Origin of the sequence: Deinococcus sp. Marseille-Q6407 (assembly GCF_946848805.1) — a bacterium.
Taxonomy (GTDB): Bacteria; Deinococcota; Deinococci; order Deinococcales; family Deinococcaceae; genus Deinococcus.
Genome location: NZ_CAMPFU010000003.1, coordinates 193,420 through 211,163, shown reverse-complemented (window position 1 = coordinate 211,163; position 17,744 = coordinate 193,420). Strand labels below are relative to the sequence as shown.

16 protein-coding genes and 3 tRNA genes are annotated in these 17,744 nt (G+C 67.6%); 9 read left to right on the top strand and 10 right to left on the bottom strand.

The features are described from left to right. Nucleotides 1-15: 15 nt before the first annotated feature. The 3 genes from OCI36_RS08090 to murG all read right to left on the bottom strand — a co-directional run bounded on the left by OCI36_RS08090 (nucleotide 16) and on the right by murG (nucleotide 3,564). The gene (locus OCI36_RS08090; RefSeq protein ID WP_261664585.1) at nucleotides 16-936 is read right to left on the bottom strand and encodes a UDP-N-acetylmuramate dehydrogenase; all 921 of its coding nucleotides are present in this window, start codon (nucleotides 934-936) and stop codon (nucleotides 16-18) included. After that, on the bottom strand, nucleotides 933-2,387 hold the full coding sequence (gene murC, locus OCI36_RS08085) for a UDP-N-acetylmuramate--L-alanine ligase (protein WP_261664584.1): 1,455 nt from the start codon (nucleotides 2,385-2,387) through the stop codon (nucleotides 933-935). The genes OCI36_RS08090 and murC overlap by 4 nt, the downstream gene beginning before the upstream one ends. Nucleotides 2,388-2,472: 85 nt before the next feature. Then, a complete protein-coding gene (gene murG / locus OCI36_RS08080; protein ID WP_261664583.1) occupies nucleotides 2,473-3,564 on the bottom strand; it encodes an undecaprenyldiphospho-muramoylpentapeptide beta-N-acetylglucosaminyltransferase in 1,092 nt (363 codons plus the stop codon). Between the two features lie 40 nt (nucleotides 3,565-3,604). Here murG and OCI36_RS08075 point away from each other — a divergent pair, with 40 nt between their 5' ends. Beyond that, nucleotides 3,605-4,087: an HD domain-containing protein gene (locus OCI36_RS08075; RefSeq protein WP_261664582.1), complete on the top strand. Its 483-nt coding sequence runs from the start codon at nucleotides 3,605-3,607 to the stop codon at nucleotides 4,085-4,087. A 54-nt stretch (nucleotides 4,088-4,141) separates the two neighbouring features. On the opposite strand, the gene OCI36_RS08070 is transcribed toward OCI36_RS08075, so the two are convergent. Further along, the gene (locus OCI36_RS08070) at nucleotides 4,142-5,530 is read right to left on the bottom strand and encodes a S1C family serine protease (RefSeq protein WP_261664581.1); all 1,389 of its coding nucleotides are present in this window, start codon (nucleotides 5,528-5,530) and stop codon (nucleotides 4,142-4,144) included. Further along, nucleotides 5,527-5,748 (bottom strand): FmdB family zinc ribbon protein, encoded by a 222-nt coding sequence (locus OCI36_RS08065; protein ID WP_261664889.1) that lies wholly within the window; start codon nucleotides 5,746-5,748, stop codon nucleotides 5,527-5,529. The genes OCI36_RS08070 and OCI36_RS08065 overlap by 4 nt, the downstream gene beginning before the upstream one ends. A gap of 454 nt (nucleotides 5,749-6,202) precedes the next feature. Between OCI36_RS08065 and glmS the strand changes: the two genes are divergently transcribed. Both glmS and OCI36_RS08055 read left to right on the top strand, forming a co-directional pair. Next, nucleotides 6,203-8,023 carry a glutamine--fructose-6-phosphate transaminase (isomerizing) gene (gene glmS / locus OCI36_RS08060; protein WP_261664580.1) on the top strand — a complete coding sequence of 607 codons (1,821 nt, stop codon included), beginning with the start codon at nucleotides 6,203-6,205 and terminating at the stop codon, nucleotides 8,021-8,023. Between the two features lie 118 nt (nucleotides 8,024-8,141). Next, nucleotides 8,142-8,825: a Bax inhibitor-1 family protein gene (locus OCI36_RS08055; RefSeq protein ID WP_261664579.1), complete on the top strand. Its 684-nt coding sequence runs from the start codon at nucleotides 8,142-8,144 to the stop codon at nucleotides 8,823-8,825. A gap of 92 nt (nucleotides 8,826-8,917) precedes the next feature. Here OCI36_RS08055 and OCI36_RS08050 read toward each other — a convergent pair whose 3' ends face one another. The 3 genes from OCI36_RS08050 to OCI36_RS08040 all read right to left on the bottom strand — a co-directional run bounded on the left by OCI36_RS08050 (nucleotide 8,918) and on the right by OCI36_RS08040 (nucleotide 12,341). Continuing rightward, nucleotides 8,918-10,870 carry a DUF3084 domain-containing protein gene (locus OCI36_RS08050; RefSeq protein WP_261664578.1) on the bottom strand — a complete coding sequence of 651 codons (1,953 nt, stop codon included), beginning with the start codon at nucleotides 10,868-10,870 and terminating at the stop codon, nucleotides 8,918-8,920. Between the two features lie 99 nt (nucleotides 10,871-10,969). Continuing rightward, complete coding sequence (gene lptB / locus OCI36_RS08045; RefSeq protein WP_261664888.1) at nucleotides 10,970-11,722, bottom strand: LPS export ABC transporter ATP-binding protein; 753 nt, start codon at nucleotides 11,720-11,722, stop codon at nucleotides 10,970-10,972. A gap of 127 nt (nucleotides 11,723-11,849) precedes the next feature. Beyond that, complete coding sequence (locus OCI36_RS08040; RefSeq protein WP_261664577.1) at nucleotides 11,850-12,341, bottom strand: DUF420 domain-containing protein; 492 nt, start codon at nucleotides 12,339-12,341, stop codon at nucleotides 11,850-11,852. Nucleotides 12,342-12,470: 129 nt separating this feature from the next. Here OCI36_RS08040 and OCI36_RS08035 point away from each other — a divergent pair, with 129 nt between their 5' ends. Further along, nucleotides 12,471-12,743, top strand: a complete 273-nt coding sequence (locus OCI36_RS08035) for a hypothetical protein (protein ID WP_261664576.1) — start codon at nucleotides 12,471-12,473, stop codon at nucleotides 12,741-12,743. A gap of 210 nt (nucleotides 12,744-12,953) precedes the next feature. Here OCI36_RS08035 and OCI36_RS08030 read toward each other — a convergent pair whose 3' ends face one another. Together OCI36_RS08030 and OCI36_RS08025 are read right to left on the bottom strand one after the other, a co-directional pair. Further along, nucleotides 12,954-13,682, bottom strand: coding sequence for a hypothetical protein (locus tag OCI36_RS08030; protein ID WP_261664575.1), 729 nt, complete (start codon nucleotides 13,680-13,682; stop codon nucleotides 12,954-12,956). Further along, on the bottom strand, nucleotides 13,675-14,880 hold the full coding sequence (locus OCI36_RS08025; RefSeq protein WP_261664574.1) for a phosphopentomutase: 1,206 nt from the start codon (nucleotides 14,878-14,880) through the stop codon (nucleotides 13,675-13,677). The genes OCI36_RS08030 and OCI36_RS08025 overlap by 8 nt, the downstream gene beginning before the upstream one ends. A 58-nt stretch (nucleotides 14,881-14,938) precedes the next feature. Here OCI36_RS08025 and meaB point away from each other — a divergent pair, with 58 nt between their 5' ends. From meaB to mltG, 5 genes are all read left to right on the top strand, one after another. Then, nucleotides 14,939-15,937: a methylmalonyl Co-A mutase-associated GTPase MeaB gene (gene meaB, locus OCI36_RS08020; protein ID WP_261664573.1), complete on the top strand. Its 999-nt coding sequence runs from the start codon at nucleotides 14,939-14,941 to the stop codon at nucleotides 15,935-15,937. A 75-nt stretch (nucleotides 15,938-16,012) separates the two neighbouring features. Further along, a tRNA-Asp gene (locus OCI36_RS08015) sits at nucleotides 16,013-16,088 on the top strand. Nucleotides 16,089-16,115: 27 nt separating this feature from the next. Then, a tRNA-Phe gene (locus OCI36_RS08010) sits at nucleotides 16,116-16,191 on the top strand. Nucleotides 16,192-16,226: 35 nt separating this feature from the next. Next, nucleotides 16,227-16,301: transfer RNA gene (locus OCI36_RS08005), tRNA-Thr, on the top strand. A gap of 122 nt (nucleotides 16,302-16,423) precedes the next feature. Beyond that, complete coding sequence (gene mltG / locus OCI36_RS08000; RefSeq protein WP_261664572.1) at nucleotides 16,424-17,455, top strand: endolytic transglycosylase MltG; 1,032 nt, start codon at nucleotides 16,424-16,426, stop codon at nucleotides 17,453-17,455. Nucleotides 17,456-17,744 lie beyond the last annotated feature (289 nt).

Sequence of the window (17,744 nt, the reverse complement as noted above, 5' to 3'; positions counted from 1 at the left end):
GCGCTTCCAGGGCGCCTAGCGCAGGTCGTCGGCCGCTTCCTCAGGCCAGATCTCGTATTCCAGCTCCAGCGGCACATTCAGCTGAGGTGCTAGCCGGCTTTTGACCAGCCGCAGCAGTCCCAGCACGTCGCTGGCGCTGGCCCCGCCCAGATTCACGATGAAGTTGCCGTGTTCGGGGGCAATCCGGGCCTGACCGATCTGCTCGCCTTTCAGCCCGGCCTGGTCGATCAGCATGCCGGCACTGACGCCCGCAGGGTTCTTGAAAGCACACCCCGGGGTTTTCATCTTGGGCTGGCCCTTGCGGGCCTGGTCAGCCTGATCCATTCGCTGCTGTACGGCTTCCGGGGTACTCTGCTGCAACTTGAGGCGCACCCGCGAGATGACGTGGCCCCGGGGAATACCGCTGTTGCGGTAGCCCCAGGCGAGGTCATCCGGCGTCACCTGCCGCACGCCCTGCGGCGTCACGATTTCGATGGTGTGCAGGCCGCTGAACATCTCGCCAAAGCGGGTGCCGGCGTTCATCCACACGGCGCCGCCCACCTGCGCGGGAATGCCGACGGTGCCTTCCAGGTTACTCCAGCCCTGGGCCTGCAATTTGCGCAGCAGCCCTGGCAGCGGCGTGCCGCCACCCACCCAGCCGGTCACGATCAATCCACTCTGCGGGTCGCTCAGGTCGGGGGCGGGGGTCAGGTCGGCCTTGGCAAGGGGACCAGAGAGACGAATGACCCGCTCGGGCACGCCGCTGTCGGCAATCACCAGGTTGCTGCCGCCGCCCAGGATGCGGTAGGGCTGCTCCACCGCTTCGGCCAGGGCGTCCAGTGATTCCACGAACCACACCTCCGCCTCGCCGCCCACGCCGACCGTGGTGTAGCGGGCCAGTGGCCAGCGCTCGACCCGGGTGCCCAGCCGACTGGGCGAGGCGGAAGCGGCCGTCACTGAACTTCTCCCAGCGGGGGCCGAGGGTTTTCGCCGGCCTTGACCAGATCCCGCGCCAGCTGCCAGACATCTCCGGCGCCCATCGTCACGATGATGTCGCCGGCGCCGGCCGTGTCCCGCAGGTGTTCGATCAGCTCGCTGCGTTCAGGCCAGTAGCGCACGTCGTGGTGACCATGCTCGTTCATCCGGTCCACGATCAGCTGAGAGTGCACGCCTTCGATAGGCTGCTCGCCAGCTGCGGCGATGTCCAGCACCATCACCTCGTCGGCGTCCATCAGGGCGTCGGCCAGGCGCGGCCAGGACTGCCGGGTCCGCAGGTAGCGGTGCGGCTGAAACACCACCCGCACCCGCCGGCCGGTTTGCTGCGCGGCCTCGACGGCGGCGTGCAGTTTGGTGGGATTGTGCGCGTAGTCATCCACCACCTGCGCGCCGTGCACTTCGCCGATGTGCTGCCAGCGGCGGCCCGGACCCTTGAAGGCGGCCAGTGCCTGAGCGGCCGCTGCAAAATCGCCGCCGTACAGGTGGGTCACGGCCAGCGCAGCCAGCGCATTCATGGCATTGTGGTGTCCCGGCAGGCTGACCCGGGCCTCGCCCAGCACCTCGCCGCGGCAGGTCACCGTGAAACTGGTGCCGTCCGGATCGGGGCGCAGGTCCTCGGCACGGTAGGTGCAGCCCTTGGACACGCCGTAAGAAAACCGCGCCGGGCAGCCGGTGACCAGATGTTCCAGGCTGCGGCCTTCCAGCCCGTGCCAGTCGGCGTAGTACAGCACCTGCTTGGCCTGCGATACGAACTGCGCGAAGCCGGCATGCTGTTCTTCCGCCGTTTCCCAGTAGGTGGCCTGATTGCCGCCCACATGGTCATCCTCGGCGTTGGTAAAGACGGCCGTTTCGCAGCTCAGCCGCGCAAAGTTGCGGTCGGATTCGTCCACTTCGGCCACAAACGGGCCGTGGCCTGCCCGCGCATTAGCGCCGAACTCGGGCACGATACCGCCCACGAAAGCCGCCGGGTCCAGCCCTGCGCCGGTCAGGGCCACCGCGATCATCGAACTGGTGGTGGTTTTGCCGTGGGTGCCGATCACTCCGATAGAGGGCGACGCGCTCAGTAGCTGAGCCAGCAGCTCCATCCGCGGCAGCACGCTGACGCCGGCGTCTAGCGCCGCCTTGACTTCAGGGTGCGACTTGGGCACCGCTTCGGAAGCGACCAGCACACTGGCGGCCGGCACGCCGCCGCGTGGGTGCAGGTGCGAAGGATCATGCCCAAGCTGCACGGCGATGCCCTCGGCTTCCAGTTGCCGGGTCAGGTCCGAGGCCTGGGCGTCACAGCCGGAAACGTGGTAGCCACGGGCCTTGAGCAGCCGGGCAAAGGCGCTCACGCCGATGCCGCCGATGCCCATCAGATGGATATGTGTCTCCTTGGGGGAGGGATGTTCAGCAGTAAACAGTTTGGTCATGGTGGAAGGGGGCGGCAGGGGCGCTTGCGAACAGTGTGGGTTTGAGACGTTCGGGGGAAAGAAACAGACTTCCGGAGCCGGCCTATCAGAGTCGTTCGATCAGATCGGCCAGCCGGGCCGCCGCGCCCTGTGGCGAACGCTGCTGTGCGGCCCCCCGCATCTCGCTGCGCGTGCCTGACAGACCACACTCTAGCACCCGCTTTCCCAGGTCACGGGTGAGGGCATCCTGCGGGACCAGGCGGCCGGCACCGGCCCGTTCCACCGCCTGCGCGTTATGAAACTGGTGGTTCTCGGCCGATTCGGGCAGCGGCACCATGATCAGCGGCACCGCGTAAAAGGCAGCTTCAGCCAGGGTGCCGGTGCCGGCGCGGGTGATGCCCAGGTCGGCCACGCTCCAGGCGGCCGGGGCGTCCACGAAGCCGGCCACGTGATACCAGGGCAGGTCGGCCACGGCGGCCTTCACGCCGCTTTCCCAGCGCGGCCCGGTGGAGTGCAGCACCTGCACCGGCTCGCCGTGCAGCTGCCCGCCGGCCAGCACCTCCCGCAGCACCGGGGGCACACCCTCGTTCAGCGCCAGCGACCCCTGCGAGCCGCCCATCACCAGCAGGGTCAGGCGCTGCGGGTCCAGTGCCAGCCCGGCTTCTTGCAGGCGTGCGAACGCTCCGGGGCGTTCCAGCCGGGTTTCCCGGACCGGCATGCCCACCAGGGTGCCTTTGCCGGCCGGCAGCCCGATCACCTCATCGTAAGCGGTGCCCACGGCGCGGGCGCGGCCGGCGGCCAGCCGCTGCGTCAGGCCCAGGTGGGCGTTCTGTTCGTGCAGCACCGTGGGAATCCCCAGGCTCTGCGCGGCCAGCACCCCTGGCAGGCTGGCAAAGCCGCCGTAGCCCACCACGGCGTCGGGGCGCCGCTGCGCCAGCCAGCGCCGGGCCTGCACCACCCCGCCGGCCGCTTTCAGCAGTTCGCGCGGGTCGGGGCGGCCCTGACCGCTGCGGGCCAGTTTGCCGGCGTCCACCCCGAAAAATTCCAGCCCACCCCGCTCGGCCGCGCCCTGCTCCATCCCGCCGCGCTGGCCCAGCAGCGCCGCGTGGTGCCCGCGCCGAATCAGTTCCTGAGCGGTGGCCACCGCCGGATAGATATGCCCGCCGGTGCCTCCGGTCGCCATCACGAAACTTCCCATGTCAAAGAGCAATATACGCAGCTGCGCCATACTGCAGGCCATGCTCCGGCTCCGCGCACTGCCCGAAAAGCTCCGCCGCCTGCGCCGCAGCCTTAGGGAAATGCAGGCGGCCCCGGACGACCTGTGGGCCCTGGCCCGCCTGACCCCGGCCGAGGGCCGGCTGTTCCTGCGGATGGACGCCCGCGACCGCGAGCATGCCCTGCGCGTCACCCAGGCGCTGCTGGCCGGGTTCCCTGCCGCCGGCGATGAACTGCTGGCCGCTGCCCTATTGCACGACAGCGGCAAACTGCGGCGGCCCTACCGCGTTTGGGAGCGGGTTGGCGCCGGGTTGCTGCCTTACCCGCTGGCTCGTCAGGTGCCCTGGGGCCCGGCGCAGGTACGGGCCCGGCACCCCGAGTGGGGTGCGGCGCTGATCCGCGAGGCCGGGGGCCGGGAGCGGGTGGCCGAACTGGTCGCCGCTCATCACCGGCCTGCCGGCGACGCTGAAGCCGCTTGGCTGCACCGCTTCGACGATCTGGAATAGCTGGGCCCATAACTGCGGGCGGCCCGCCAGAAGGGGCAGGCCGCAGGGCGAGACTTACGGGTGGGTAGGTTCGCCGCTGGGGGCGTCTGGCGTATTCATCACCGGGCCGTCGGCGCCTTCGGGCATAGGAGCTGCGCCTTCGCCGGAGTCCACACCGTCATCCACGCCGGGGGCGCTGTTGCCTCCCCGGCTGCCGGTGCCGGGGTTGCCATTTCCGGTGCCTGGATTGCTCAGGCTGGGTGTGTTGCCTCCCGGATTATCGGTGCGCTGGTTCTGCGAGGCGGGATTGCTGGGCCCGGGCTGATTCTGGCTGGACTGGAATTCTTCCAGGGTGCGCTGCTGCAACGTCACGTTGAGGTCCTGCCGGCGGCCGTCGCGCCAGACGGTCAGGCGCACGGTGTCGCCGGGGCGCTTGGCGGCCACCAGTGAGGTCACGTCAAACGGCTTGCTGACCGGCTGGCCGTCCACCGCCACGATGATGTCGCCCAGCGGCGCCAGCAGCTGCCCACGCGAGTTGCGCAGCGAACCGCGCAGGCCGGCGCGGCCGGCGGGGCTACCCGCCTGGATTTCGTCCACCAGCACGCCCTGGTTGCTGACCAGGCCAGCCAGCTGCCGCAGGGCGGGGTCCAGGTCTTCCAGCGCCACCAGCGTCACGCCCAGGTTGCCGCGCTGCGGCGCGCCGGTCTGTTCCAAGTCGGTCAGGGTCTGCTTGACCAAGTCACCCGGAATCCCGATGCCGATCAGGCCCGCCGAAAGCGAGCTGGCCGCCGCGTTGGCGTTGGCAATGCCGACGACCGCGCCGTGCGAATCCATGATCGGCCCGCCCGAGTTGCCCCCCTGAATGCTGGTGGTGGTGACGATGTACTGCCCCACCTCGTTGGCAAGGTTGTCGGTGCGGGGAATCTGGGCGGCCGGCGCCATCACGCTGAAAATCCCGGTGCCCACATAGTTCTGAATCTTGAGCGGCGACCCGATACTGATCAGCTTCTGCCCCTGCACCAGCGAGGCGCTGGAACCGAAAGCCAGGGTGCGAGGCGCACCCACTGCCGTAACCCGCAGGACCGCCACGTCAATGCCGGGGTCCACCCCCTCAACCGTGGCTGGTACGGTGCGGCCGCTGGCCAGAGTCACGGTGAGGTGTTCACTGTTTTGCACCACGTGATAGGCGGTGACGATCAGGTCTTTCTTGTAAAAAAAGCCGGTGCCCACTTCCACCGGGTCGTCGCCGGGCATCAGGGCTTCGGGGGCCAGGGTGTTGTTGACCTGCACCACCGCCGGGCTGGCCTGGCGTACCACTTCGACCGTGTTGACCTCGTCGGGGACCACCAGCGCCTTTTGCGCGGTGACCTGCCCGGTGGCGTAGGCGCCGGCCAGCGCTCCGGTCACGATCAGGCCGGCCAGCAGGGGGCGCAGGCTGGGGGCAGGGAAGGGGCCCCGGCTCATCCGTTGCCCCCGTCTCCGCCACTGCTGCCGCCTTCACCCGAGCTGCGCGAGTCGTTGACATAAAAACCGCTGCCATGAAAAGCAATTCCCGGCGGCGTAATCAGGCGCTTGACCGGCGCGCCAGTCTCGGGGTGCCGGGTGTAGGCCTCGTCCTTCATGCTCTGCTTGAACTCGTACAGTTCGCCGGTTTCCAGGTTCTTATAGACATAGGTGGGCATCACACACTCTCCGGAAATCATGCTAGCCCATGCAGCTCTGAGAACTGCAGTGCGGACGTCACTGCGGTCCCTGACACCTGCTGCGTGGCCGGGGCCACAATGCCATGCTATGCTGCCCCGCGAAAGAGGCCCAGTGTCCCTTTTTCGACTTCGGGAAGCGCAAGGTCTGCCGGGATTCAAGAGCGGCAGAAGACGAGGTGAAGGTGAGCGAGATTCTGCGGATGCCTTCAGGTGGTTCTCTTCCCACCTACCCGGCCCGGGCCCTGATGGGGCACAGGCAAGCGCGGCGATAACCCCCCAGGTGACTGGGGCATAAGGCCAGAGCGCAGCAGAGAACGCGACAGACACAACCTGCCCCCCCGGCCGGCTCCTTTTTTTTCTGGGCCCGCCAGCTGCCCTGCCATACTGCGCGGCCCCGCCGGGGCCCAGCAGCGGGCGGACAAGGAGAACCCTTATGTGTGGAATCGTTGGATATATCGGCCCTAGAGACGCGCAGGAGGTCCTGCTCTCGGGCCTCAGCAAGCTGGAATACCGTGGCTACGACAGTGCGGGCATCGCAGTGGGGGACGGCCAGCAGATCGCCGTCCGGAAAAAAGCCGGCAAGCTGGCCAACCTCGCCGCCGACCTCGAAGCCGAGCCGCTGAATGGCTCCTTCGGCATCGGCCATACCCGCTGGGCCACCCACGGGGTGCCCAACGATGTCAACAGCCACCCGCACACCACCGAAAACGGTGACATCGTGCTGGTGCACAACGGCATCATCGAGAATTATCTGGAGCTGAAAGCGGGCCTGCTGCAGCGCGGCCACGTCTTCAAGTCCGACACCGACAGCGAAGTGGTGGCCCACCTGATCGAGGAAACCTATCAGGGTGACCTGGAAAAAGCCGTGCGCGACGCCTTGCACCAAGTCCGTGGCGCCTACGCGCTGGTGGTGACCCACAAAGACCACCGCCAGATCGTGGCGGCCCGGACCGTCAGCCCGCTGGTGATGGGCGTGGGCGAAGGCGAGATGTTCCTGGCCTCCGACGTGCCGGCCCTGCTGGCCTACACCCGCCAGATGGTGTTTATTCAGGACGGCGACATGGTTATCCTGGACGATGACGGTTACCGCATCACCGACATGCAGGGCCAGCCGGTGCAGCGCGAGGCCGAAACCATCGAGTGGGACGCCGAAGCGGCCGAAAAAGGCGGCTATGACACCTATATGCTCAAGGAAATCTTCGAGCAGCCCCAGGCCCTCAGCAACACCCTGCTGGGCCGCCTGAAAGGTGAAGAAGGCCGGGTGGAACTGGACATCAGCCTGGACCCGACCTCGTTCGACCGGATTCATATCGTGGCCTGCGGCACCGCCTACTACGCCGGTATGGTGGGCAAGTACCTGCTGGAGCAGCTGGCGCGGGTGCCGGTGGAGCTGGACGTGGCCAGCGAATACCGTTACCGCCAGCCCCTGGTGACCGATAAAACCCTGGCTATTGCCGTGAGCCAGTCGGGCGAGACCATCGACACGCTGGAAGGCATGCGCGAGGCCAAGGCCGGCGGCGCCCGCACGCTGGGCATCATCAACGCCAAGGGCAGCTCCATGACCCGCGAGCTGGACGACACCCTTTACATCCATGCCGGCCCCGAAATCGGTGTGGCCAGCACCAAGGCCTACACCAGCATGGTGGGCGCTTTTCTGCTGTTGGCCGTGTGGCTGGGCCAGCAGCGCGGCACCCTGAGCAGGGATGAAGTGGCCCGCCTGGTCCAGAGCGCCCATGACCTGCCTCAGCTGGTGGCGGAAACCCTCAGCGATGAGCGGCTGGCCCGGGTGCAGGAGGTGGCGCAGAAGTACCACCAGGCCCGCGATTATCTGTTCCTGGGACGCGGCGTCAACAACCCCACCGCTTACGAGGGTGCTCTGAAACTCAAGGAAATCAGCTATATCCACGCCGAAGCCTACGCAGCCGGCGAGATGAAGCACGGCCCCATCGCCCTAATCGACGAGCACCTGCCGGTGGTGGTGGTGGCCACCGAGTCGCGGCTGCTGGAAAAAACCATCAGCAATGTGCAAGAAGTGCGCGCGCGCGGTGGCCGGGTCATTCTGCTGCTCAGCGACGGTGACACCGACAACGCCCAGCACGCCGAGGACGTTCTTTATGTGCCCCGCTGTGACGAGCTGATCAGCCCCATCGTGAATGCAGTGCCTATGCAGCTGTTGGCCTACTACACCGCCAGCACCCTCGGTAAAGACGTGGATAAACCCCGCAACCTCGCCAAATCGGTGACGGTGGAGTAACCCCCGGAGCGAAGCTTTGCAGGCCGGCCGCCGCCTGTCTCTACGTGAGGCGGGGCGGCTGCCTGCCTGTGTTCTCATCTCTGACCTACGTTTTACACGGCTGAGCTAGGGTGGGGGCATGACGACTTATGCTCCGGCAACCGGACGTACTGAACTGGTCCGGACTTTTCTGAATCGCACCTACAGCTGGATGGCGGCCGGCCTGGCGCTGACGGCCGGCACCGCCTACCTGACGGCCGGCAATCTGGCCCTGTCGCAGCTGGTGTCGGGCCTCACGTGGCCGCTGATCATTGCGCAATTTGCGCTGGTGCTGGGCCTCAGCTTTCTGGCGGACCGCCTCAGCCCGGTGGTGGCCGGCATTCTGTTTATGGTGTATGCCGGTCTGACCGGCCTGACCTTCAGCTCGCTGCTGTTCGTTTACAGCCCGGCGGCGGTGGGTACGGCTTTCCTGACCTCGGCCGGGGCTTTTGCCGGCATGAGCGCTGCCGGCTACCTCACCAAGCGTGACCTGAGCGGCTGGAGCCGGTTCCTGCTGTTCGCCCTGCTGGGCCTGATTCTGGCGATGGTGGCCAACTTCTTTTTCCACAGCGGCGCAGCCAGTTTCGCCATCAGCGTGGTGGGCGTGCTGGTGTTTGCTGGCCTGACCGCCTACGACACCCAGAAGCTGAAGCTGATGGCCCAGAGCGGCCTGCAGGGCCGGGCCGCCGAAAGTGCCGCCATTAACGGTGCGCTGGTGCTGTACCTCGACTTCATCAACATGTTCCTGTTCTTCCTGCGGCTGCTCAGCGGCGACCGCGACTGAGCAGGGAGAGCCGGCAAAACTGAGGAGGGGAGAAGGCCTGAGTGCTTTCTCCCCTTTTTTTCCGTGGGTGGGCTCCTCAGCGGCGTAGTCCTTTAAGGCCGCCCGACCACGCTGGCTTTCAGGCTGACCGGCGAATCCAGCTGGATATCGCTGCGGGCCACCAGGCGCACGGTAACCTGTCCGGCCGGCTGCCGCTCGGACAGCGAGACCAGTTCGGCCAGCAGTTCCACCATTTCGCTGACCGGCAAGGCGCTGCCTACCAGGTTGCTTTCCGGCAGGCCGCGGGCCAGCAGGCGCTGGCGGGCCTGTGCGGTCAGGGCTTCGACCTGCGCCTGCAAGGCGGCCGCGTTGCCGCCCAGCTGCACCGGCCCCTCGGCCACCGCTGCGCCGGCCGCGTAGATCACCCGGTTGGGCCGGGCCTCGCAGTTGAGGTTGACCTCGAACCCTTCGGGCACGTTGGCGGCGGCGCGGCACTGCACGAAGCTGCCGGCGCTGAAGGCGCCCACCGAATCGGCCAGCCCGGCCCGTGAGCTGTCGGCCAGCGCCGCCGAGCGGCCCCCCCGCGCCAGGGCGGCCTGGGAAGCACTGCTAAGAAAAGCGTCCAGCTCGGCCGGATTGCGGATCACGCCAGCATACACCAGGTCGTTCTTGGCGTAGGCCAGGTCGCTGTTCAGCGAGGCGCTCAGTTCGGTGCGGGTGGATGAATAGTCGTCCTGCAGCTGGCCCAGGCTGGTGCGGGTGCTGACCAGGTCCGAGGCCAGCTCGGCGTTGGCGGCCACCAGCTCGGTCTGCTGGTCCAGCAGGTCGCGCTGTAGCGTTTGTAACTGGGTCACGTCGCGGCGAACGGTGGCCAGTTCGCTGGCGGCCTGATCGCGCTCGCCCCGCAGGCTGTCGCGTTCGGCCTGCAGGTCGCGGCGCTGAGTGAGCAGCTCACTGCGCTCGGCGGTCAGGGCGTCGCGCTCGCGGCGCAGGCTGTCGCGCTCGGCCGCCAGGGCGTCCCGCTGGGTTTCGGTGGCCCGCCGCTGGGCTTCGGCCTGCGCCTGGGCGGCCTGGGCAGCGTCGCGGCCCTGCACGGCACTGTCCCGTTCGGCCAGGGCGCTGTTTCTTTCACTGACAGCGTTATTTCTGGCAGCGATGGCGCTGTCGCGTTCGGCAGCCGCGCTGTCTCGCTGGGCCGCTGCCTGATCGCGCTCGGCAATGGCCCGCTGGCGCTGGGCCTGCAGTTCCTGGCGGGTCTGTTCCAGGGCGCCGACCTGCGCTTCCAGGGTTCTGGCGCGCTCGGCGGCAGCCTGAGCACGGGCCTGCAACTCACGGGTGCGCTGCTCGGCTGAGCGGGCCCGGGCCTGGGCTTCACGGGTGCGCTGGGCGGCGGCGTCAGCCTGCGCCCGGGCCTGATTGGCCTGGGTCTTCAGGGTGCCCAGCTGGCGGTCCAGCTGTGCCACCTCGGCGTCCAGCGCCTGCGCGCGGGTCTGACTCTGTTCCAGCGCTGCCCGGCTGCCGCTCAATTGGGTACGGGCCTGCTCGGCCTGGGCGGCCAGGGCGTCGCGGCGGGTTTGCAGCGAGGCCACCCGCTGTTCCAGGTCCGCCGCGCGGGTTTCCAGGGCCTGGACGGCCTGCTGGGCCCGCTGCAGGTCCCGCTGGGCGCCGCTGAGTTCCTGCTGGGCTTTGCCATACTCGCCCTCCAGCTTGCGCGCCGCCTGCTGGGCCTGGTCGCGCTCCTGCTGGGCCCGCTTCAGTCCCGCTTCGGTGCGTGACAACTCACTGCCCACCCGGCCGATTTCGGAGCGCAGCCGCTCCAGCTCAGGGCGCAGCTGCTGGGCCTGCTGAATGTTGGCGATGGCGCCGCGGTTCAGCAGGCCGAAGGTGGTCAGGCTGATCAGGCTGATGGCCATGCCTGCGAGCACCGCCACCAGCAGCGCGGTGTCCTTGGGCCGTAGCCCGAACATCCGCATGTGCTTGCGGCCCACCTTGCGGGCGATGACGTCGCCCGCGTACGCCACCACTCCCGAAAGGAGGACCACAAACCCCAGAAAAAGCCACAGCACGCCCCGGAGTCTAGCAGGGGGCCTGTGCTCACAACAGGAAGCTTTGCCGCTCGTCCGGCTCTGGTCGGCGCCGTGGTCCGGGCAGACAATAGGGCAACGTTACAGTTCGAAATCCTCGCCCAGATAGTGTGCCCGCACATCCGGGTTGGCGGCAAACTCGGCCGGGGTGCCCTGGAAAGTCACCTGACCGTCGAACATCAGGTAGACCCGGTCGGTCAGGGCGATGGTTTCACGCACGTTGTGGTCGGTGATAAAGACGCCGATGCCCCGGCGGTCGCGCAGTTCGCGGATCAGCCGCTGAATCTCGCGGATGCTCTTGGGGTCCACGCCGGTAAAAGGCTCGTCCAGCAACAGGTAATCGGGCTCGGTGGTCAGGGCGCGGGCCAGCTCCAGCCGCCGCCGCTCGCCGCCCGAGAGCTGATAGGCGTAGGAGTTTGCCAGGTGGCTGAGGCCAAATTCTTCCAGCAACGCATCGGCGCGGCGTTCCTGCTCGGCGCGGGGCAGCCGCTGGTATTCCAGAATCGCCAGCAGGTTGTCGCGGGCCGAGAGCCGCCGGAAAGCGCTGGGCTCCTGTGGCAGGTAGCCTAGGCCCATACGCGCCCGCTGGTGCATCGGCAGGGCAGTCACATTGCGGTCGCCCAGGGTAATCTGCCCCGCACCGGCGCGGATAAAGCCCACAATCATGTAAAAGGTGGTGGTCTTGCCGGCGCCGTTGGGCCCGAACAGCGCCACGATCTCGCCGGGGTTGACGTTCAAGTCCACACCGCGCACCACTTCGCGCCGCCCGTAGGTCTTGCGCAGGCCACTGGCCACCAGCGGCGGGCGGGCAGGCAGGCCGGGGGTCACGGCCATGTCCGCCTGCGCCGCAGCGGAAGCGGAAGAGGGGGCAGTGGGCTGTGGGGCGGCAGGAACGGTCACGTCCGGCAGTGTATCAGGGGCCAGATGAGAGGCGCTGAGGCGTCTGCCGGGTTATGACCCGTTACTGAGTCATGACCTGGCCCCAGCGGCCTAGAACCACATAGATGATCCAGCCGGTCACCGCCACGTACAGCCACACCGGCACCGTCCAGCGCACCCACTTGCGGTGGGTGGCAAAAGCCGCGCGGGCGGCCGGCACCTGCTCGATGTTGGCCAGCGACCCGGCCGCCTTGACACCCTTGTAGGCGTAGAACAGCGGCACCAGCGCCAGCGGCACGTTGGCCGCCGCCAGTGCGATATGGCTGATCAGCAGCGCGAAGTATGGCACCCGCCACGGCTGGGGGCCCACAAAGACTTTCTCGTAGCCCAGCGCCAGCCGGGTCAGGTACAGCACCAGAAAGAGGGTTGCCAGGGCACTGGCGGTCAGCATGGACCGCATGTGGTTGACCCGGTTGCCCGAGCGAATGAAATACACTCCCGTCAGCAGCGCGAAACCGCTCAGGACGATGGTGAAAACTGCGGCTTGGTTGATGAAGGCGGCGTCTAGAGGCATCACCGGCCACTATAGTAGGGGGCTGAACGCGCGGTCAGGGCAGGGAGTCCCTTTCTCCCACTTTCCTCTGCGGCGGGGGCCTGACCCTGCTGCCAGCCTTCCATCAGGCTGCGCTTGTATGCTGCGGCCATGCCCCGTATGCTCTGGCCTTTGCTGCTGCCTGCCCTGGTGGCCTGCGCTCCAGCGCACACCCTGGCCACTCCGGCCGAAGAGGCGGCCCTGGACCGCGCCCTGCTGGCAGACTTCTGGGAGATAGGCAGCTGCCCCATTCCGCCTGCGTCCATGACCTGCTGGGCCGCGAAGGGCAGACTTTTTACCTCAACACCATGTGTGCGCACTGGGAGAGGAAAGGCACGGCGGGTGAGTGGCGGACAGCATCCGGCAGTATCGGCCCGGCTGTAGTGACGCTGGGCCAGCCCCCTACGGTCCACCAGTTGCTAACGCCCGAATTCATTCCCCAGTTCTTTCCGCCTGCGCTGCAGTGGAAGGCTCGGCTGGCAGATACGCCCTGGGTACACCAGGAACTGACGCGCCGCAACCGGGCGCGGGCATTGCCATAACAGCTCGGGAACCGCTGAGGCGGGGAGCGGGGGCTGAGAAAAGAAGGCTGGGTCAGCCCACCCGCCGCCGCACCCGGCCGCCGCTGTGGCCCTGCCGGGCACCGGGCCGCTCATTCCAGATGTTGGCCGGCTGGGCATCCACCACGCCGAAGGGTGTGGGCTGGGTCAGGCGCAGGAAGCTGTGGGGCCGCTCAGCTGAGCGCCACACCCCCGCGCTGCCGGGCCGCAGCAAAAATACCTCGGCCGCCGCCTCGCCCACGCTTTCGTCCGGCAGGCGCTGCACATGCACGCCGCTGCCGGCCAGCCGCACCACTCGCTGCTCGCCGGGCGCCGCTTCCCACTCGCGCACCCACAGCAGCAGCGAGAGCGGGTCCAGATAGTCGGTGATCAGGGGGGCGCCGGTTTCCTCGCCGCGTTGCCGCAGCCGCAGCTCGCCGGCGCGGTAATCCAGGCTCAGTTCCAGGCTGGTGCGGTTACCCTCACCCTCGGCGTAGGCCAGCAGCGCCAGCGTGCGCGGGTGTAGCCGGCTGGTCTGGTGCACCCGCAGATGCGGCAGCACCCCGCCGAACTCGGTCTCCACCCGCGTCACCACGGCGCCGCGCTCGGGCCGGATGTTCCAGTGCTGCACGCCGGCATACTGGCCCCCCAGGCTAAGGGCCAGCTCGAAGTCCTCGCCCTCTCTGGCCCAGCCGGGAAGGGCCCCGCTCAGGTCGAACAGGCCCGGCGGGCCGCCCGCAGCGGCCCCGGAGTCATGCCCGAATGGAAGGGATGACTCAGCCACGCAGCTGTGCCCAGAAGCTCTGGCCGGGGCCGTCCCACTCGGCGCCCAGGGCCTCGGCCGCAGTGGCGCCCACGTCGGCAAAAGTCTCGCGGGTGCCCAGGTCGGCCAGCTCCTGCATGCCGGGGCGGTAGGCCAGCAGCAGCCCGTGTTCGCGGGTGTGGTCGCTGCCGTACCAGGTGGGGTCGTTGCCGTGGTCGGAAATGATCAGCAGCGCGCCGCCCTCGGGCACAGCCGCCAGGAACTCCGGTAGGGCGTCATCGAATTCCTTCAGCGCCGCTGCGTAGCCCTGCGGGTCGCGGCGGTGGCCGTATTTGCTGTCAAAGTCCACCAGATTGGTGAAGATCAGGCCGTCGGTGCCTTCCTGCCCGGCGCGGCGCATCCGTTCCAGCGTCTGGCGAATGCCGTCGGTGTTGTCGTCGGTGTGGTGCTGCTCGGTAAAGCCCTGCCCGGCGTACAGGTCAGGAATCTTGCCGATGCCGATCACAGCCTTGCCGCTGTCCTTGATGGCGTCCAGCACGGTGCGGGGCGGCACCAGTGAGTAGTCGTGGCGCTGGTCGTTCAGCCGCTCGAAGTTCGGGGCCTGGCCGGTAAAGGGCCGTGCAATCACGCGGGCCACGGCGTATTTGCCCTGCAGAATCTCGCGGGCAGCCTCGCACCAGGCGTAGAGCGTTTCTACCGGCACCACGTCCACATGCGCCGCCACCTGAAACACGCTGTCGGCACTGGTGTACACGATGGGGAAGCCGGTGCGCAGGTGTTCCTCGCCGTAATCTTTCAGCACCTCGGTGCCGGAGTAGGGCAGGTTGCACAGGTGGCCGCGCCCGGTGGCGGCGTCGAAGCGGTCCATCACTTCTTTGGGGAAGCCCTGCGGGTACACCTGAAAAGCGTTTTCCAGCTGAATGCCCATGAATTCCCAGTGGCCGGTGGACGAATCCTTGCCGGGGCTGACCTCCTGCATCCGCCCGAACGCGCCGCGCGCACTCTCCACTTCGGGAATGGTCTCGGCGCTGCGCTCCACGCCTGGCAGCGACCCGAGGCCCAGCCCTGCCAGGTTCGGCAGCGCGGTGGGGGCCGCCTTCAGGGTGTGGTTGAGGGTAAAAGCGCCGGCGTCGCCGCCCTGCTGCGGATCGCCGAAGTGAGCGGCGTCCGGCAGTTCTCCCACACCGACGGAATCGAGAACCACAATAGTCATGAGCATGCCCCCAGCATAGATCAAGTGCCCCGGCCTGCCGGGAGCCGTGCTTTAGCATGGGCTCATGCCTTCCCATCCTCTCGCCGCTCCGCTGCTGGCCGGGCAGCGCCGCGCCCTGGCGCAGGCCATCACCCTGATCGAGAGCACCCGCCCCGACCATGAAGCGGCCGGCCAGGCCCTGCTGACCGAGCTGGCCCCGCATACGGGCGGCGCTGTCCGGATCGGGCTGACCGGGGTGCCGGGGGTGGGCAAAAGCACTTTTACCGAGGCGCTGGGACTGTGGCTGGCCGAACGCGGGCACCGGGTGGCCGTGCTGGCGGTGGACCCCAGCAGCGTGCGCACCGGCGGCTCCATCATGGGCGACAAGACCCGGATGCCGCAGCTGAGCGTGCACCCGGGCGCGTTTATCCGGCCCAGTCCCTCGGGCGGCACCCTGGGGGGGGTGGCGCGGCGCACCCGCGAGGCCATCAGCCTGTGCGAAGCGGCCGGCTACGACGTGATTCTGGTCGAGACGGTGGGGGTGGGGCAAAGCGAAACCCAGGTGGCCGGCATGACCGACCTGTTCGTGCTGCTGACCCTGCCCAACGCTGGCGACGAGCTACAGGGCATCAAGCGCGGCATCATGGAACTGTGCGACCTGGCGGTGGTCAACAAGGCCGACACCGACCCGCGGGCGGCCAACCGGGCGCAGTCACAGCTTACGGCCGCCCTCAGTCTGCTGACCCCGCACGGCGCCGAGTGGCGGCCACGGGCGCTGCAGCTGTCGGCCCTGACCGGGCAGGGCATAGAGGCGTTCTGGGAAGCGGTGCAGGAATTCCACGCTGGGGTGGACCTGGCCGCTCGCCGCCGCGCCCAGACCGCCGCCTGGTTCGATGAACTGCTGCACGAGGCGGTCTGGAAGTCTTTCGCGCTTGGCCGCCGGGAAGCACTGGCACAGCAGCGGGCCGAGGTGCTGGCCGGCCGCCGCACACCGCTGCAGGGGGTGCAGGCACTCCTGAGCGGCGAAGAAGGCAAGACTGCTACCGCCAGGGCAGGTCATAGAGCCGGCCTGAACACAACGTGACCCGGTTGACCGTAAGCCAGTTGACAGGGCGGGGGCGGCCGGCTATGCTTTATTCCGCTGCTTAGGCGGCGCTCTGGTCCGGTAGTGTAGCGGTTAGCATATCTGCCTGTCACGCAGAAGGTCGCGGGTTCAAATCCCGTCCGGACCGCCAGAGTCTCCCCTTAGGGGGAGCAAATTCGGCAATGTAGCTCAGTTGGTAGAGCAAACGACTGAAAATCGTTGGGTCGGCGGTTCGAGTCCGCCCGTTGCCACCACTTTTTTTGATCACGTTGAACCGTGTCAAGCAGCTGCCAGTGTAGCTCAGGGGTAGAGCAACTGATTCGTAATCAGTAGGTCGTCGGTTCAATTCCGACCTCTGGCTCCAGCAGATCCGCCCGCCGTCAGGCGGGTTTTTTTGTTGTCTCACGCCGCTTCTCATGTGCCGCTGCTCTGAAGCCAGGGCCATCGGGTATCCTGGCAGGCAATGGATATTCAAGGGAGCCAGCAATGACCAGGCTGGGACATAACCGGGGCCTGCCGCTGTGGGCCAAGATCATGATGCCACTGCTGATCCTGCTGGTGCTGGCCGGCGGGGGAGCCGCCTGGTTTCTGACTGGGCAGACGGGCCCGGCCGGCGGCGGCGAGTACACCCTGGAAGTCAAATCCGGCGAGACGGTGGCTGCCGTGGTCCAGGAGCTGGAAGACCACGACGTGGTCCGTAGCGCCGACGCTCTGCGCTACGAGATGCGCCGCACCGGCACAGACGCCTCGCTGAAAGAAGGGCTGTATGACCTCAATGGCCAGATGACCGTGGCTGAGGTGGCGCAGGCCCTGGCCGCCGCGCCGCGCCAGGCCACCATCAAGGTGACGGTGCCGGAAGGCCGGCGCATCAAGGACCTGCCGGGCATCTTCAAGAAAGCCGGTTTCGAGCTGCAAGGACTCAAGGAAGCCCTGAACGATCCCTCGCTGAGCAAGTACGCCGAGGTGAATCTGGAAGGCTTCGTCTTCCCGGCCACCTATGAGTTCAAGAAGGGCAGCACTGCCAAGGAAGCGGTCACCCAGATGGTGGACCGCATGAACGAGGAATTCACCCCCGAGCGGATTGCCAAGGCCAAGGCCGAGAAACTGAGCGTGTACGACTGGGTCACCCTGGCCAGCATGGTGCAGGCCGAGGCCGCCAACGACAAGGAAATGCCCATCATCGCCGGGGTCTTCCTCAACCGACTGCGTGACGGCATGACATTGGGCAGCGACCCCACCGTGGCCTACGGCCTGGGCAAGGACCTGCCCGAGCTGAACCGCGCGGCCGGCGACTTTTCCACCGATCACGATTGGAACACCTACACCCGTCAGGGCCTGCCCAAGACGCCGATCAACAACCCCGGCGAGGCGGCGCTGCTGGGCGTGCTGAATGCCCAGCGCAAGCTGGCCGACGGCCGCGACGCGCTCTACTTCCTACACACCCCCGACGGCAAGATCTATGTCAACCACACCTTCGAGGAACACCAGAGCGACAACGTCCGCTACCGCTCGCAGTAAGCGAGCAGCTGCCCGGTAGACTCTGCGCCTGCCTCCGGGCTGACCGGACGGCAGAGCGAGCAGAGACCGGGCGGAGCGGCCTGGGCCGGGGGTGCCTCCGGCTCTGCCGCAGTGTTTACAGTTGACGCCGGGGCATTGTGGCACGGTGACATCCAGAGGTGTCACTGACCCTTCCGGCGTCCTTCAGTCAGGGGACAATTGGGCCTGTAGCCCGGCTCCCTGCCTGCCTAGAATGCGCACTATTGCCGTGTTTGCCGTCTGTGCGGACGTGCCGCGGGGGCGCTTCAGC